Annotated in this window: 14 protein-coding genes and 1 tRNA gene; 13 read left to right on the forward strand and 2 right to left on the reverse strand. The window is 56.4% G+C overall.

The window, feature by feature from the left end:
- The first annotated feature begins 171 nt into the window (after nt 1-171).
- From ACEE09_RS02445 to ACEE09_RS02460, 4 genes are all read left to right on the forward strand, one after another.
- Nucleotides 172-1,377 carry a glycosyltransferase gene (locus tag ACEE09_RS02445; protein WP_449081758.1) on the forward strand — a complete coding sequence of 402 codons (1,206 nt, stop codon included), beginning with the start codon at nt 172-174 and terminating at the stop codon, nt 1,375-1,377.
- A gap of 79 nt (nt 1,378-1,456) precedes the next feature.
- Nucleotides 1,457-1,530: transfer RNA gene (locus tag ACEE09_RS02450), tRNA-Ile, on the forward strand.
- Nucleotides 1,531-1,758: 228 nt separating this feature from the next.
- Nucleotides 1,759-2,769: a hypothetical protein gene (locus tag ACEE09_RS02455; protein ID WP_449081759.1), complete on the forward strand. Its 1,011-nt coding sequence runs from the start codon at nt 1,759-1,761 to the stop codon at nt 2,767-2,769.
- Nucleotides 2,770-2,837: 68 nt separating this feature from the next.
- Nucleotides 2,838-5,150, forward strand: coding sequence for a S8 family serine peptidase (locus tag ACEE09_RS02460; RefSeq protein ID WP_449081761.1), 2,313 nt, complete (start codon nt 2,838-2,840; stop codon nt 5,148-5,150).
- Here the strand turns inward: ACEE09_RS02460 and ACEE09_RS02465 are convergent.
- Nucleotides 5,147-5,716 carry a M23 family metallopeptidase gene (locus tag ACEE09_RS02465; protein ID WP_449081763.1) on the reverse strand — a complete coding sequence of 190 codons (570 nt, stop codon included), beginning with the start codon at nt 5,714-5,716 and terminating at the stop codon, nt 5,147-5,149. The genes ACEE09_RS02460 and ACEE09_RS02465 overlap by 4 nt on opposite strands.
- Nucleotides 5,717-6,209: 493 nt before the next feature.
- Between ACEE09_RS02465 and rpsB the strand changes: the two genes are divergently transcribed.
- The 9 genes from rpsB to dxr all read left to right on the forward strand — a co-directional run bounded on the left by rpsB (nt 6,210) and on the right by dxr (nt 14,963).
- Nucleotides 6,210-7,019, forward strand: coding sequence for a 30S ribosomal protein S2 (rpsB, locus tag ACEE09_RS02470; protein ID WP_449081765.1), 810 nt, complete (start codon nt 6,210-6,212; stop codon nt 7,017-7,019).
- A gap of 117 nt (nt 7,020-7,136) precedes the next feature.
- Nucleotides 7,137-7,967: a translation elongation factor Ts gene (gene tsf / locus ACEE09_RS02475; protein WP_449081767.1), complete on the forward strand. Its 831-nt coding sequence runs from the start codon at nt 7,137-7,139 to the stop codon at nt 7,965-7,967.
- A 140-nt stretch (nt 7,968-8,107) separates the two neighbouring features.
- Nucleotides 8,108-8,848 carry a UMP kinase gene (gene pyrH, locus ACEE09_RS02480; protein WP_449081768.1) on the forward strand — a complete coding sequence of 247 codons (741 nt, stop codon included), beginning with the start codon at nt 8,108-8,110 and terminating at the stop codon, nt 8,846-8,848.
- A gap of 83 nt (nt 8,849-8,931) precedes the next feature.
- Nucleotides 8,932-9,489 carry a ribosome recycling factor gene (frr, locus tag ACEE09_RS02485; RefSeq protein ID WP_449081770.1) on the forward strand — a complete coding sequence of 186 codons (558 nt, stop codon included), beginning with the start codon at nt 8,932-8,934 and terminating at the stop codon, nt 9,487-9,489.
- A 6-nt stretch (nt 9,490-9,495) separates the two neighbouring features.
- Nucleotides 9,496-10,341 carry a phosphatidate cytidylyltransferase gene (locus ACEE09_RS02490; RefSeq protein WP_449081772.1) on the forward strand — a complete coding sequence of 282 codons (846 nt, stop codon included), beginning with the start codon at nt 9,496-9,498 and terminating at the stop codon, nt 10,339-10,341.
- Between the two features lie 105 nt (nt 10,342-10,446).
- Nucleotides 10,447-10,968 (forward strand): DivIVA domain-containing protein, encoded by a 522-nt coding sequence (locus ACEE09_RS02495; protein ID WP_449081774.1) that lies wholly within the window; start codon nt 10,447-10,449, stop codon nt 10,966-10,968.
- A gap of 206 nt (nt 10,969-11,174) precedes the next feature.
- On the forward strand, nt 11,175-11,441 hold the full coding sequence (locus tag ACEE09_RS02500) for a GlsB/YeaQ/YmgE family stress response membrane protein (protein ID WP_449081775.1): 267 nt from the start codon (nt 11,175-11,177) through the stop codon (nt 11,439-11,441).
- Between the two features lie 163 nt (nt 11,442-11,604).
- Nucleotides 11,605-13,437, forward strand: coding sequence for an ABC transporter ATP-binding protein (locus tag ACEE09_RS02505; RefSeq protein ID WP_449081777.1), 1,833 nt, complete (start codon nt 11,605-11,607; stop codon nt 13,435-13,437).
- A 221-nt stretch (nt 13,438-13,658) separates the two neighbouring features.
- Complete coding sequence (dxr, locus tag ACEE09_RS02510) at nt 13,659-14,963, forward strand: 1-deoxy-D-xylulose-5-phosphate reductoisomerase (RefSeq protein ID WP_449081779.1); 1,305 nt, start codon at nt 13,659-13,661, stop codon at nt 14,961-14,963.
- A gap of 115 nt (nt 14,964-15,078) precedes the next feature.
- Here the strand turns inward: dxr and pflA are convergent, their stop codons facing one another.
- Complete coding sequence (pflA, locus tag ACEE09_RS02515; protein ID WP_449081781.1) at nt 15,079-15,960, reverse strand: pyruvate formate-lyase-activating protein; 882 nt, start codon at nt 15,958-15,960, stop codon at nt 15,079-15,081.

The raw sequence follows: 15,960 nt of genomic DNA on the forward strand, positions 1-15,960 counted from the left end.
CGCCTCAGAAAAGGCGGCACAAGCGTCCTTGCCCTAAGCCCGCCCCAGCATCTACCGCCGGGGCGGGCTTGGTGTTTTCCCGCACTCAACCGACCACCGGGCTGTGCGCCAGTACCAAAAACCCGGTAAGGTCAGTGTGACAAGGAACGAAGAGACCCCGAAAGGCCCCGCATGGCTGACACGCCCCTGACCATCCTCATTGGCGCCGACACCTACCCACCCGACATCAACGGGGCCGCCCAATTCTCATCCCGTCTTGCCCACGCAATGACCGCACGCGGCCACACCGTACACGTCATGGCACCCAAACAAGAAAAAGGTATCACCAGCTGCCACACAGTCGACGGCATCGTGGAGCACCGCATGCGCTCGCACCGGGTCATTACCCACCCCTATATGCGCTTGAACTTCCCCTGGGAGATTTATGCTGAGGCAGACCGCCTGGTGCAAGAAATTCAGCCCGATGTGATTCATATTCAGTGCCACTACCTGATTGGGCGCGTACTGGCCCGTATCGGCGCTAAACGCGGTGTGAGAGTAGTTGCCACCAACCACGTCATGCCCCAGAACATCACCCCCTTCTTACCCTTCAATGACCGGGTCAACTCTGTGCTAGAGAAAATATCCTGGGGTGATATGCGCCGGGTGCTAGGCCAGGCAGCCGTGGTGACTACCCCCACCCAGATTGGTGCGGACGCCATGGAAAGCGGCGGTAAGTTCTCTCGCCCCGTCATGCCAGTTTCTAACGGTATTCAAAGCTCTGACTATGAGCTTGCCCCGGGGGAGAGCATCGATAAGCCTGCCGGTGAGCTAACGATTTTCTTTGCCGGGCGACTAGCGGTTGAAAAGAATATTGATGTGCTCATCGAGGGCTTCTCACGTCTGCCTGCTGACCTCTTGCAGAAAACCGTGCTTGAGGTGGCCGGTACTGGCGAAATCTTAGCCGAGCTGCAGGCTAAGGCCGCTGACTGTGGTGTGGCTGATCGGGTACGTTTCTTAGGGTATGTCTCTGATGAGGAGCTTCGCGCAGGCTACCTGCGCGCTGATGTTTTCTGTCAGCCTGGCACTGCCGAGCTGCAGTCGCTGGTGACCTTAGAAGCTATGAGCGCATCAAAACCTGTGGTTCTGGCGGATGCGCTGGCCTTGCCTCATCTGGTTGATTCGGGGAAGAATGGTTACCTTTTTACGCCCGGTGATACCGCTGAGCTGGCGGGGCGTCTGGCTGATATTCTGAGCCTGCCTGAGGCGGAGCGTCAGGCCATGGGGGAGTGCTCCCGCCAGATGGTGGCCCGCCATGCTGCTGAGAAAACCTGGGAAACTTTTGAGTCTCTCTACCGCTCAAATGAGCCTTATGAACGGTTTCTGGCGGGGCGCTAGAGCCACCTGTGGTTTGGTTTCATCTGCCTTTTTCGGTATTCTTAGAGGCAGTGTCACGCTCGTTAGAGCCTGGTGCTGTGGGGCCTTAGCTCAGCTGGTTAGAGCAGGGGACTCATAATCCCTTGGTCGCGGGTTCAAGCCCCGCAGGCCCTACAAAATAAGCCCCTCACCTGGGAAACAGGTGGGGGGCCTTTTTCTTGGAATACTTTTCTTCCCGTATGTGTGGGGGCTTACAGAAAGCCTTGCCCCAGGCTTTAACGACACACTTCATTCACCCTGTATTCTCATGCAGTTCCCGTGTTTGTCCTTGCGAGATGCTACATTTGTTGAGGAAAGTTATTACTTTCTCTCATTTGTCCCCCACCTAACTCAGAGGAAACTATGTCTTTCTCCCTCAAGCGCATTACTGCGCGCGTCCTGGCAGCAGGTCTGCTGGCAGGCTCTCTGGCCTTTGCCGGTTCTGCCGGTGCCCAGGCGGCAGTTAGCCCCGCCCAGTTCGCCAGCTACACCTCAGAAGCTGGCGTGCACTCCAATTACCACGTCTATGCTGAGAACATTGACTGGAACCAGCCTGTGGGCGTTGTCTTCTACCTCGATGGAGACTACTGGCAGACTAACCAGTCAAAGGTGCACTCACCCGACAATTCTCAGCTGCTGGGCATGGCTAAGGTCGCTAATGAGCGCAACATGGTTTTTGTGCCCGTCATCTCCCCTGATAAGGACGCCACCGGCAACGGTATTACCTGGTGGCAGTCCATGGACGCCAACGGCGACTGGTTCCGTTCTTTCGCTAGTTCCTTCATTGCTGAAGCAGGCCTAGATTCTTCCAACGTATGGACTATCGGCCACTCTGGTGGCGCAGAAATCACCGGTTTTGAGTTACTGGCTGACAGCCAGGATTCCTGGCGCACTGGTGGCGGTTCGGTCATGGTCGGCGGCGGTAACAGCAACGGACTGCAGACCCTGCCCTCAGAGACTGCCCAAGACTTCTCCCTCCAGTGGTACATCGGTTCTGAGGACGGCGTGGGCGCAACCTGGCCTGTTGCCTGGTCAGCTTACGGCGCAGCAGAAAACGGTCACAGCATCTACTCTGCTGCCGGTTTCAAGAACGTAGATTTCACCGTGATCCCTGGCATCGAGCACCACAACTATGATTTCCCCGTCATCCTTGAAGAGGCCCTTGATAAGGTTGAGCCGCAGCTTATTGGCGGTATTGGGGCTTACTTCTACACCCACGGTGGTGCCCAGGTTTTTGGTGAGCCTGTCGCTAACGAGTACGCCATCACCGGTGGCGCCCAGCAGCTCTTCCGGGCAGCTAACGGCGTTGAGACCCTTTTGGTGTGGTCCGCTGAGACTGGTGAGGTTACCCCGGTAGCTTACGCTCGTTTCTAGGTGTGATCTTCTGTAGCTCCCTCGTACCGTATGCTGTGTAAGGACACACATTTTTTGAGGGAGTAAGCATGTCTCGTTCACCGTTTTTTCAGTCCGTTGCAGGCACCTGTTCTTTGGTTCTTGCAACGGGCTTTTTGGTCACTGCCCTACCTACTGCCGGTCAGGCGGCACCCCCGCAGGGTGCCCTCGGTGATGCTGCTTATCAGGGGCAGGTAGCAGGAGGGCCGGACGCTGGTACCGCCGGTGAGATGACCACCCGCTACCAGCCGCGGGTAGAACCTGATACGGACCGTCTGATTGTGAAGTTCAAGGAGGGGGTGGTGGAGCAAGAGCAGGCTGAGATTCTTGATGATATTGCAGAGGCCACCCCTGCTGTAGAGGTCGCTGAAATCTCCCATGAGACAGTTGAACAGGCTCAAGTGGTAGATGTTCAAGAGATGATGACCCCCAGTGAGCAGGCGCAGATTGTTGAGCTTCTAGAAGAGCAACCTGAGGTTGAATACGCTGAGCCTGATCTCATCATTAGCGCTGGGCAGGCAGCTACTCCCCGAAACCCACCTAATGACCCCTATTTCGCTGGTTACCAGTGGAATATGAGAGCTATTGATGCCCCTGGGGCCTGGAAGTACGCTACGGGTGAGGGCGTGGTGATCGGTGTGGCAGATACCGGGCAGACCTGGCACCCTGAGCTGGCGGCTAAGACCTTGCCAGGCTACGATTTTGTGTCGGCTGACCAGAGTAGGGACGGTAACGGTTGGGACTCTAACCCCAATGATGAGGGGGACTGGGGCCCACAGGTGCCGCGTTCTATGTGGCATGGCACCCATGTAGCTGGTATCGCTGCTGCTTCTACCGATAACGGTGTGGGCGTTGCTGGGGTTGCGCCTAACGCCCGTATTCAACATGCTCGCATTATGGGTGTGAACGGGCGAGCCTATACTTCTGATCAGGCTGCTGGTGTTGCTTGGAGCGCGGGTGTGCCCGTGCCTGGGGCACCGGCAAACCCGACCCCTGCGGCAGTAGTGAACTATTCTGAGGGGTTCTATTCACCGACCTGCCCTCAGGTGCTTCAGGACGCTATCAATGCAGCTCATGCCCGGAACGTTCCGGTCGTTGCGGCAGCCGGTAACTTTGGTGCTAATGCTGCTGGAACCTCACCGGCTAACTGCCTGGGCGCTATCGTGGTGGGCGCAACTGCCAGCGGGAATAGGATGACCGGTTACTCTAACTGGGGGCCCATGCTTGATGTGGTGGCCCCTGGTGGGGCGGCTGGGTCCGATATCTGGTCTACGGTCAATACTGGCGCCTATACCCAGGTGGGGCCAGGCTATGGGCCTCTGAATGGTACCTCCATGGCGGCCCCTCACGTCACTGGCATTATTGCCTTGATGAAGGAGCGCAACCCTAATCTCACCGTTGAGCAGATTCGCTCTATTCTCAAAAATACTGGTACGAGCGTGAACGGTTACCGCCTGGTGAATGCGCCTCGAGCTGTCTCAACGGTTGCCGATACTCGAGGGTTTCCTCTGATTGGTGCTATTGGCGGCTATTACTATACTCATGGGGCAGCTGGTGCTTTTGGGGTTCCTACCAGCGGTGAGTTTCTTCTCCGTGATGGGGGAGTAGGGCAGAACTTCTCTCGTAATTTCACCATCTATTGGACCGCGCGTACTGGGGCTTATCCTGTGTATTTTTCTGGGGGTATTGGTGCTCGATACCGGGCTGGTGGTTATGAGAATAGGTATGGGTACCCGGTAATGGCTGAGACTGCTATTGCCGGCGGAGCCATGCAGAAGTTTGCGCTGGCTGATGGTCGCCGATCTGCTTTCTATTGGACTCCTGAGCATCACCGTACCCATGTGGTGTGGGAGGCCGGTGGTATCGGTGGACGTTTTACCCGTGAGGGTGGTACTGGTACTTATGGTTTTCCCAGTGAGGACGAGACCGCTTACGCTTATGGGGCGCGTAAGACTTTCCGCCTCAACGGGAAGGAGACTCGTTTCTACTGGTCACCTACTACCGGAACACGGACGATGAACGGAAAGGGTGCTATTTTTAGCCGCTGGGTAGATTTAGGGCATGCTACCACTCTGGGCTTCCCGCTTACTGACGAAGAGGCTATTCCTGGGGGAGCGCAGCAGGTATTCCGGGCGCAGAATGGGTGGGAGACTAGGTTGGTTTGGTCGCCGGCTACGGGTACTCGTAAGGTTGCTGCTAATGGTGCGCTTTATTGGTATTGGGTCAATAACGGCTATACAAGCACCTTGGGGTTCCCCACAACTGATGAGACTGCGCAGGCTGATGGTAGTGTGACTTTGAAGTTTTCTAGTGGTGTTGAGTTGCGGTGGACTGAGGCTGGTGGGGTGAAACGAGTACGCTAGGCGGCGAAGTCATCACCAATTGGTAGGAGCACACTAGGGCCATCTAGCCCGAGAAGAAGCAGGGGGTTCGTATAGTCGAGCCCCCTGTCTGCTGTCTTAGACCCGGGGGCGGGTTCTCTTACACCCCAGTGCAGGCAAAAGCGTGGGGCACAGTGCTGAATTTCTGGGTCAAGCTGGGCGATGACGTCCCCGGCCTGCACCTGGCTACCAAGAGGTAGGGGGTTGTTCACCGGCTCAAAGGAGGACAGCCTCCCATCTGGGTGCTCGATGGTGAGTACCTGGCGGTCTACCACCGTGCCAGCAAAAACTATTTCCCCTTCAAAGGGTGCCAGGACGTTCCCGCCTGCTTGGAGTGTAAGATCAACTCCACGGTGCCCAGCTGACCAGCGTGCGGCGGGCTTTTCAAAGCCGCGTATCACCTCAACCTGCCCTTCTAATGGGGCCTGCCAGGGGTGCGTCCGCTGTGCTGAAGCTAGGGGAGCTGCTGCACCTATGAGTAGCAGGGCACAAGAACAAGCCCCTAGAACTCTCGTCACTGCTTGAGCGGGGAGGGGAAGAAAAGACATGGCAAGAAACCTCCTGGTCGGTGCCCGCCCCTTACCCTAGGTGGCGCCAACCATTGGTTGCTCCTATCTTTACCACTGGAAACCTGCCATCACAAGAGCTAAAAACTCGGTGATTAAAAGCCAATGATGGGGTATAGTTGTTGATTGCAGTTTGTCCCTGCACCCTGCCTAAAAATAGGTGGCGCTGGGGGCAAGGGGAATCCCTTTACATAGAGACCTCTCCTTGAGGAGCCGTTTACGCGCGCTTCATCTAGGATCTGACATCGCGTAACGTGAAGCAACTAGCCTCTAGTTGATAAGGAACTTTCGGTCCGGCATAAGCCGGTGAAGGTCTGAGACTGCTTCGTCACTCCAACGAAAAAGTCTGAGCGTTACCAGGGGAGCGGGCCTTGGCCCAAGACGCTCCACATGTAAACCGATAACTACTATGCGCGGAGCGCGGCTAGCCTGGAATCAGGGGCCCGCCCGGCACCCATCACACTAAGGAGACGACATGCCCGTCGTAACTATGCGCCAGCTTCTCGATTCAGGTGTCCACTTCGGTCACCAGACCCGCCGCTGGAACCCCAAGATGAAGCGTTTCATCCTCACCGAGCGCAACGGCATCTACATCATCGACCTGCAGCAGTCACTGGCCTTCATCGACCAGGCTTACGAAGCTGTTAAGGCAACCGTTGCTCACGGCGGCACCGTTCTGTTCGTTGGTACCAAGAAGCAGGCTCAGGAAGCCATCGCTGAGCAGGCTACCCGCGTGAACATGCCCTACGTTAACCACCGCTGGCTCGGTGGTATGCTCACCAACTTCGCCACCGTTTCCAAGCGTATTGAGCGCATGAAGGAACTCGAGCAGATCGACTTTGACGATGTTGCAGGCTCACAGTTCACCAAGAAGGAACTGCTGCTTCTTCGCCGCGAGCACGAGAAGCTCGAGAAGACCCTCGGTGGTATCCGCAACCTCACCAAGGCACCTTCACTGATCTGGGTTGTTGACACCAAGAAGGAACACCTAGCTGTCGACGAAGCTCAGAAGCTGGGCATCCCCGTAGTTGCTATCCTCGACACCAACTGCGACCCCGACGAAGTTTCCTTCCCCATCCCCGGTAACGACGACGCAATCCGCTCCGTCAACCTGCTCACCCGCGTCATCGCGGATGCAGTTGCTGAGGGTCTGCTGGAACGCGAAAACAAGAAGACCGGCAAGTCAGCTAACGCTTCTGAAGAGCCCATGGCTGAATGGGAACGCGAACTGCTGGAGCAGCACGAAGCTGCCAAGGCAGAAGCACCCGCTGAAGAAGCTAAGTAAAGCTTAATAGAGAGTTACGGCACCCGCCCACATTCGGTGGGTGCCGTTCTCACACACCCCACCGTCATAGTGGGGCGATAGATTTCCCTAATCTGTTCAAAATATAAGGAGTTCACCATGGCGAACTACACCGCAGCCGACATCAAGGCACTGCGCGAAAAGACCGGCGCAGGCATGCTCGACGTCAAGAAGGCCCTCGACGAGGCCAACGGCGACCAGCAGAAGGCAATGGAAATCATCCGCGTGAAGGGCCTTAAGGGCGTCACCAAGCGCGAAGGCCGTGCAACCGCAGAAGGTCTCGTCGCTGCACGCGTTGAGAACGGTGTTGGCTTCATGGTTGAAGTTAACTCAGAAACCGACTTCGTTGCTAAGTCCGAGCCCTTCATCAAGTTCGGTAACGACGTACTGGAAGCAGCAGTTGCTGCTAACGCCTCCAACCTGGATGAGCTCAAGGCAGCTTCCTACGAGGGCAAGACCGTTGAAGAACTCACCACCGAAGCAGGTGCCCTGCTGGGTGAAAAGATCGTTGTTCGTCGCGTAGCTCGCGTTGAGGGCGAGAACGTTGCAGTTTACCTGCACAAGACCTCCAAGGACCTGCCCGCACAGGTTGGCGTTCTGCTTGCAGTAGCTGGCGACAACACCGACGAAGTTGCACACGATGTTGCTGTTCACATCGCTGCAATGAGCCCCAAGTACCTCAACTCAGACTCCATCTCCGCTGAGGACGTTGAGGCTGAGAAGCGCGTTGCTGAAGAAACCGCACGCGGCGAAGGTAAGCCTGAGCAGATCATCCCCAAGATCGTTGAAGGTAAGCTCAAGGCTTTCTACAAGGAAAACACCCTGCTTGACCAGGACTTCGCTAAGGACTCATCCAAGTCTGTTGCAGCAATTCTGAAGGAGAACGGTGCAACCGCAACCGCTTTCGAGCGTTTCCGCGTCGGCGCCTAATACTCTTCAGGTGTGATTGAGCACCAAAAAAGCTCATAGCTCAGGGGAGCCCCGCACAGGGGTTCCCCTTTGCCGTATGCTAGAGACAAAGCGCGCACCTGATGCCGCAAAAAATTTTTGACCTTTTCAGGAGGGCCATCATGGCAGAGTCAACCCGAACCATCCAACGAGACGCCACCGGTCGCCGCCGCGTGCTACTCAAGCTCTCCGGCGAGGTCTTTGGCGGCGGCGAAGTCGGTATCTCCACCGAGGTTGTGCGCGGCATCGCAGAGCAGATTGCCTCAACCATCGGCCATGTTGAGGTTGCTGTAGTAGTAGGCGGCGGTAACTTCTTCCGTGGCGCTGAACTCTCAGAAGCAGGCATGGACCGTTCTCGCGCCGATAACATCGGTATGCTTGGTACCGTCATGAACTCCCTGGCCCTGCAGGACTTCCTGGAGCAGGCCGGTATTGACACCCGCGTGCAGTCAGCTATCTCCATGCAGCAGGTTGCAGAGAACTACATCCCCCGCCGCGCCATCCGCCACATGCAAAAAGACCGTGTGGTCATCTTCGGTGCTGGTGCGGGCCTGCCCTACTTCTCCACTGATACTGTCTCTGCCCAGCGTGCCCTGGAAATTCACGCCGATGAAGTTCTTGTCGCCAAGAACGGGGTAGACGGTATCTACACTGCTGACCCCAAAAAAGACCCCACCGCTGAGCGCCTCTACAAGCTCACCTACGATGAAGCCCTTCAGCGCAACATCCGCGTGATGGACCAGACCGCTTTTTCCCTGTGCAAGGACAACAATGTGACCATGCGCGTCTTTGGTATGCAGGGTGAAGGAAATGTGGCCCGGGCCATTTTAGGTGAAGAGATTGGTACCCTGGTTACTGCCTAAGGGCACCAAGACCACTAGACTAGATAAAGACTACCGATAAAGCGCCCCACTGACGGGCACAACCTTATAAGGACTAACAACAGATGGTTGAAGAAACCCTGCTCGAAGCCGGCGAAAAGATGGATAAGTCTGTCGAAGCCTTGAAGAATGAATTCGCTTCAATCCGCACCGGCCGCGCCAACCCCGCACTCTTTGCAAACCTCACCGCAGACTACTATGGTGCTCCCACCCCCTTGCAGCAGCTGGCCTCCTTCCAGACCCCTGAAGCTCGCACCGTGCTCATCACCCCTTACGACAAGAGCGCCCTGGGTGCCATTGAGAAGGCTATCCGCGACTCAGATCTTGGGGCCAACCCCGCCAACGACGGTAACGTGGTGCGTGTTGTCATGCCTGAGATGACAGAAGAGCGTCGTAAGGAATACATCAAGATGGCCGGCCAGAAAGCCGAAGAAGGCCGTGTTGCTGTGCGCAACACTCGCCGTCACGCCAAGACTGCTCTCGATAAGCTCGTCAAAGACGGCGAAATCGGTGAGGACGAGGGGGCACGCGGCGAAAAAGAGCTTGATGCTCTGACCAAGAAGCACATTGACACTGTTGATGCGCTGCTGAAGTCCAAGGAAGCTGAACTGCTCGAGGTCTAAATCTGTATGACTGTTCATTCTCAAGAACAGCCGCCCCAGGCCTCTAAAGCCGGCAGGAACCTACCCGCCGCCATCACCGTCGGCCTTGTGCTGGGCGCGTTGTTGGCGGTGGGTTTATTTTTTGTTCCCTTCGTGCTGGTGCTGCTGGCGGCGGCCGCTGTCTCGGTAGGCACCTGGGAGGTCTGCCACGGGCTCAACCATAAGCGCGGTATGGGAATTCCTGTTATTCCCGCTGTTGCCACTGCGCTGATTATGCCTTTTGCCGCCTACTATGGGGGCGGTACCTGGCTGATTTTTACTGTGGTGGCCTCGATTCTGGTGCTGATTGGCTGGCGTATTGTGGGGCAGCGTGATGGCATGATTATGTCGATCATGGGCTCTATCTTTGTGATGTCCTGGGTGCCTTTCATGATTTCGTTGGCCCTCTTGCTCTACCGGGAGGATTCAGGGCCCGGTAAGGTGCTCATGATTCTGCTCATGGCTATTGGTAATGACACCTGGGGCTATATCGCTGGCGTTAAATGGGGTAAGACCCCTATGGCCCCTAAAATCTCTCCGAAGAAAACCTGGGAGGGCTTTGCCGGGTCGATGGTGGGTTCCATTATCGTGGGTATCATTTGTTCCCTTCTTATGGGTGACCCCTGGTGGTATGGCCTTATTGTGGCTGTCTTCTTGGTGATTGCATCTACTGCGGGTGACCTGGGGGAGTCCATGGTTAAACGTGAAATTGGTATTAAAGATATGTCGCACGTTCTGCCGGGTCACGGTGGTGTGATGGATCGTTTAGATTCTATTGTTTTCGCTATCGCTATTGGTTACGTGATTTTCTCGGTGCTTACAGCCCTCTTTTAGGGCCCGGCGCTGTCAGATATTGGAGGCTCAATGAAACATCAGGCTGAATCTTCCGGAGAGTTTCGCCGGGTTAGCCCCGAAGAGAAGGGGTACTCGATAGCTAGCGTGGATTCTTTTTTCACGCGTCTAGCTGACGACTATGAGCTCCTGCTCACCGGGGGAGAACTGGGGGCGGGGGTGCATAACTCCTGTACGATACGTGCAGCAGTTTTTAAGTCTGAGAAGGGTGGCTATGCGCCGGACGATGTGGACGCTGCCCTCGATAAGGTTGAGGACCGTTTCTGCGAGCTTGAGCACCAGTTGTATGTGCAGCGTTATGGGCGGCAGACCTGGAATCAGGCGGTAGAGGAGCTGCGAGAGCTTCTGATGGGGCGTCTGCGGCGGCCTGCCGGTCAGCGCTTCCGCAGACCTTCTAGGCGTTTGACGAAAGGGTACTTCAGTAAAGAGGTTGATGCCCTCTGCGAGCGCCTTTTGGCTCATTTTCGGGGGGCGGACGTCCTTACCCCCGCTGATATTAGGGCGGCGGCTTTTAGCCCGGCTACCGGTGATCTCTGTTATGAGGAGACCCAGGTGGATGCTTTTTTGGATAGGGCGATTGAGTATCTAGGCGATACTCGGTTTGAGTAATATTCTGTGATTGCTCAACCTGTGTTGCGGTGTTCTAAGGTGACTTTTGGGTTTTATGAGGGAGAACCTGAAAATAATTAAGAGGTATAAATTCGACACACATGCAGTTTGCTTAGCATTTTGAAAAATTCTGAGCTATACTCAAAGGGTACTGATTGTTCAGGGTATATAGCCCCGAACACCAAGCACAGAAAGAAGGAAACATCATGACTTGGATTGGTTGGATTGTACTTGGCCTGATCGCAGGCGCACTGGCAAAGCTGATTATGCCTGGCCGTCAGGGTGGCGGCATTATCGTCACCATGATTCTCGGTATCGTTGGCGCACTACTCGGTGGATGGTTGGGCTCCTTCCTACCCATCCTCTCCGATGGTGTGGACGGCTTCAGCATTGGTACCCTCTTCACCGCTGTAATTGGTTCACTGATTGTTCTGGGCATCTACGGTGCAGTCACCAAGAACAGCCGCGCATAATATAGCCCCCGCACAGGCTCACTAAGAAGCCTTGCTCAAGCTCATATGGCACAGAGCTGCACTACAGGGCGGGCGTCCTAGAAAATTCTAGGGCACCCGCCCTTTAGCATGCCCACCCCACCGCTAGTAGACCTACCACCCTGCCCCCAGAAGGTAAAGAAGCATGAAAAGTATCGTCAGAATCGTCAGAGCCACCCGAGAACTATGGCCCTACTTCATCGGAATCATCATCTGCGCGGTGCTCACCAGCGCAACCTCTCTACTGGCACCCTTTATCGTCGCTGGGGCAGCAGATGCCGTCGTCGGCCACCTCAACGGCTCAGCACCAACCACCGCAGCAACTATCACCTGGTTGGCCCTGGCCTACCTGGCAGCCCAACTGGTCAGCGTCCTCACCACCAACATTGGTGGCTACATCGGCGATGTCATGAGCCAGCGTATGCGCACCATCCTCTCGGTACGCTACTACGAAAAGCTACTCTCCCTACCCCTGTCATATTTCGATACAGAGCTCACCGGCACCATCATTGCCCGGCTCAACCGATCCATCACCGAAGTCACCAACTTCGTGAAGACCATGAGCAACACCTTCATCTCCCTGGTACTCACCACGGTCTCGGTGATTGTCATCAGCTCCATCTACTACTGGCCCCTGGGGCTACTTCTCATTATTATCTTCCCGGTCTATTTCTGGCTGACCAGTAAAACCAGTGAAAAATGGCAGGTTTGGGAAGGCGAAAAGAACGAGAATATCGATATCGCCTCAGGCCGTTTCGCTGAGGTTATCGGGCAGATTCGCGTGGTGAAATCATTTGGCCGCGAACGCCGCGAACTCACCGACTTCGGTGGACATTTTGAAAAGACTATCGGGCTGACCCGTTCACAGTCTAAATTCTGGCACTTTATGGATGTCGCCCGTCTCTCTTTTCTTAACCTAATTTTCTTCGCCCTCTACCTCCTCATTTTCTTGCGCACCCTAGCCGGGGATTTCACCATCGGTAACATGGTCCTCCTCATCCAGCTCCTGGCCATGGCCGTTGCCCCCATCAATTCTCTATCCTGGATCGTTGATACAGCCCAGCGCGCAGTGACCGGCTCTAAAGACTACTTCGAGGTCATGGAACGAGAATCAGACGCCCGCGCCCTGGCCATCACCGCTGGGGCTACTAGCGCGCGTCCGGCTTCCCAGAAACCTGCCTCCGCCTTGAATGCTGAACCCGGTGCAGAACTCGTCCGCTTTGAGAAAGTAACCTTCGGCTATGAGGGAGAAGAAGACGTACTACACGGGATCGATCTATCCATCAAACGCGGTGAGCGCATTGCTTTCGTGGGGGAATCCGGTGGCGGTAAATCTACCCTCATGGCCCTACTTGAAGGTCTCTATGACCCCCGTGAGGGGCGAGTGCTGGTCGATGGAATGGACATTGCCGGTAGCGACCTAGCTAAGGTACGTTCACTCATCGGCATGGTCTTTCAAGACGCCTCACTTTTTTCAGGCACCATCGCCGAAAACATCGCCTACGGCCGCCCCGGAGCAACCCGAGAGCAGATTATCGAGGCAGCAACCAAGGCCAACGCCCACGACTTCATCTCAAAGTTTGCAGAAGGCTACGATTCCCTTATCGGCGAGCGCGGCCTCAAGCTCTCTGGTGGGCAAAAACAGCGTATCGCTATCGCCCGGGCCATGCTCAAGGACGCCCCCATCCTGATTCTCGATGAGGCCACCAGCGCCTTAGACACTAAGGCTGAGAGGGCAGTACAGAAGGGCTTAGACGAGCTGATGGAGGGCCGCACCTCCCTGATCATTGCTCACCGCCTCTCCACTATCGCAACGGTGGACCGTATCGTTACCCTCAAAGAGGGGCGTATTGATGAGGTGGGTAGCCCCGCCGCCCTGGCCGCCTCTGGCGGTATCTACGCTGAGCTGTTGGGCTTGCAGACTACAGGCGGGAAAGCCAGCAAGAAGAAACTGCAGAGCTTCGATATTGTGGGGTAGATACCCCAAACCAACCTCTAGGAGATACCTGTGAAGAAAGCTCTTCTTGCTGCACTTACCTGCGCGACTCTTGCCCATGTTGGGTTCTGGGGCACCCGGTATTTTAAAGCCCCAAAGGCTGAGCGTAACTGGCTCATCTTCTTAGGGCCTGGGCAGGGCATGGTGAGGTGCCTAGCGAGGCGCCTACTGTCACACCGCTAGGCCTGTGAGAAAATGGAGGCATGCGATTCGGCTCAACACAGCGCTTTGGCGCCTCCCGCGATACTCTCACCGACCAGCTAGCAGACTTTTTGAAAGGCGGGCGGACGGTCACCCTGCTTGGCTCCACCGGCTCCATCGGCACCCAGGGGGTGCAGGTCATTGACCACCTCAACTCTCTGGCAGGGGCACCTACCGGCACTGAATCAGCCCCCGTGCAGGTACTAGCTCTTTCGGCCGGGGCCCGCTCCCTACCCCTGCTAGCAGAGCAAGCAGCCCGCCTGCGTCCGCACCTGGTTGCCACCAGCGGCACCGAGCAGGACGCCGCCACCTTGCACTCGCTGCTGGCTAAGCTAGCACCTGGCTACAGCCCTGAGATTGAGTGGGGCAAAGACGCCGCCACCTCCGCAGCGCAGGCCGGGGCGGATGTGGTGCTCAACGGTATTACTGGCTCCATTGGCCTAGAACCCACCCTGGCAGCCTTGCAGGCTGGTTCCCAGGTGGCTCTGGCTAATAAGGAGTCCCTGATTGCTGGTGGTGAGCTGGTCAAGGCCGCTGTTGATACTTCACCCTTGGATCAGCCTATGGTTCCGGTAGATTCGGAGCATTCAGCCCTGGCTCAGGCTCTGGCGGCGGGTACTGATCGGGAGATTGACCGGCTGGTGCTGACTGCTTCTGGTGGCCCCTTTAGGGGTATGACCTATGAGCAGCTACGGGAGGTCACCCCTTCTCAGGCTCTGGCTCACCCCACTTGGGATATGGGCCTGGTGGTTACTACTAACTCTGCTTCTATGGTCAATAAGGCCTTGGAAGTCTTGGAAGCCCACCACCTCTTTGGTATTGACTTGGATTGTATTGATGTGACGGTTCACCGCCAGTCGGTGGTTCATTCTATGGTGCAGTTTGTGGACGGTTCAACGATTGCTCAGGCCTCCCCGCCCACCATGCTGCTACCGATTGCCTTGGGTTTGACCTGGCCTCACCGTATCCCTGGGATTGCTGAGCCCTGTGACTGGTCGCAGGCGACCGAGTGGACCTTTGAGCCCCTGGACAATAAGGCCTTCCCCGCGGTGGAGATGATTAAGCGGGCAGGCCAGCGAGGCGGTACCTTCCCGGCGGTTTTCAACGCTGCGAATGAGGAGGCTGTGGCTGCCTTCCATGCCGGTGCGATTCGTTTCACCGACATGATTGAGACCACGGGGCGGGTTCTTGATGAGCACGCTAGCTCTTCGGCCCTGGCCGAGTCTGGTTCTCTGACTCTGGAAGCGGTGCTGGAGGCTGAACGTTGGGCCCGCACCCGTGCCAACCAGATTCTGGAGCAGGGCTAGGGTTCCTCCAGCAGAGGTATGTCTATAGAGATGACCCCCTTGTTTCTCTCTTCACCCGGAGATAATCCATGGGGTGAAGAGAGAAACAAGGGGGTCATCGTTTGATGGATAGAGTTTAGAAGACGGTGAGGCCGCGTGCGCGGAAGATGTCGCGGGCTGCTTCGGTGGCTTCTTTACTGGGTGGGTGGACGTCCTTGAGCTGGTAGTCGTAGCCTAGTGTCTCCCACTTGTCGGTGCCCATCTGGTGGAAGGGCAGCACCTCAACGCGCTCAACGACCTTGCGCCAGCGGCAGACGATATCTGCCACTTTCTCAATATTTTCAGGAGCGTCAGTGTAGCCAGGAACCAGTACGAACCGGACCCAGATTTTCTTCCCCAGAGCTGAGAGCCTGTCGCCAAAGTCGATGGTAGGTTGCAAGGCTCGGCCGGTGAGTTTCTGGTAGACCTCCTCAGAGCCGGACTTCACATCTAGTAGCACCAGGTCAACGTTGTCGAGGAACTCATCAGAGGCGTGTGCACCGAGAAAACCTGAGGTGTCGATGCAGGTGTGAATTCCTAGGGATTTGGCGCTCATTAAAATGTTCTCAGCGAAGGCCCGTTGCATGAGCACTTCGCCACCTGAGATGGTGATTCCGCCGCCGGTAGCGCGGAAGACCTTGCGCATGCGCTTAATCTTCTTGATGAGGTCAGCCGCTAGGACGGGCTGCCCGTCTTTCATATTGAAGGTGTCGGGGTTGTGGCAGTAGAGGCAACGCAGGGGGCAACCGTTCATGAAGATGGTCATGCGGGTGCCAGGCCCATCAACGGCGGTAACCAGCTCCCAGGAGTGAACGGAGCCAAGCTGACCTTCCCGCATCAGTTTGAGCTGTGCTGAGCGTTCTAGGTCGGTGAGCTCACCGAGACCCCAGGTTCCGGCCCCTGTATGCCGGTCCGCCGGCGGAGCAAATTCTTGCTCGCCGGCGGTTACGGTGACATCACCGAGGACGTCCTGAGACAT

Source organism: Rothia sp. 88186D007BW (assembly GCF_053544215.1).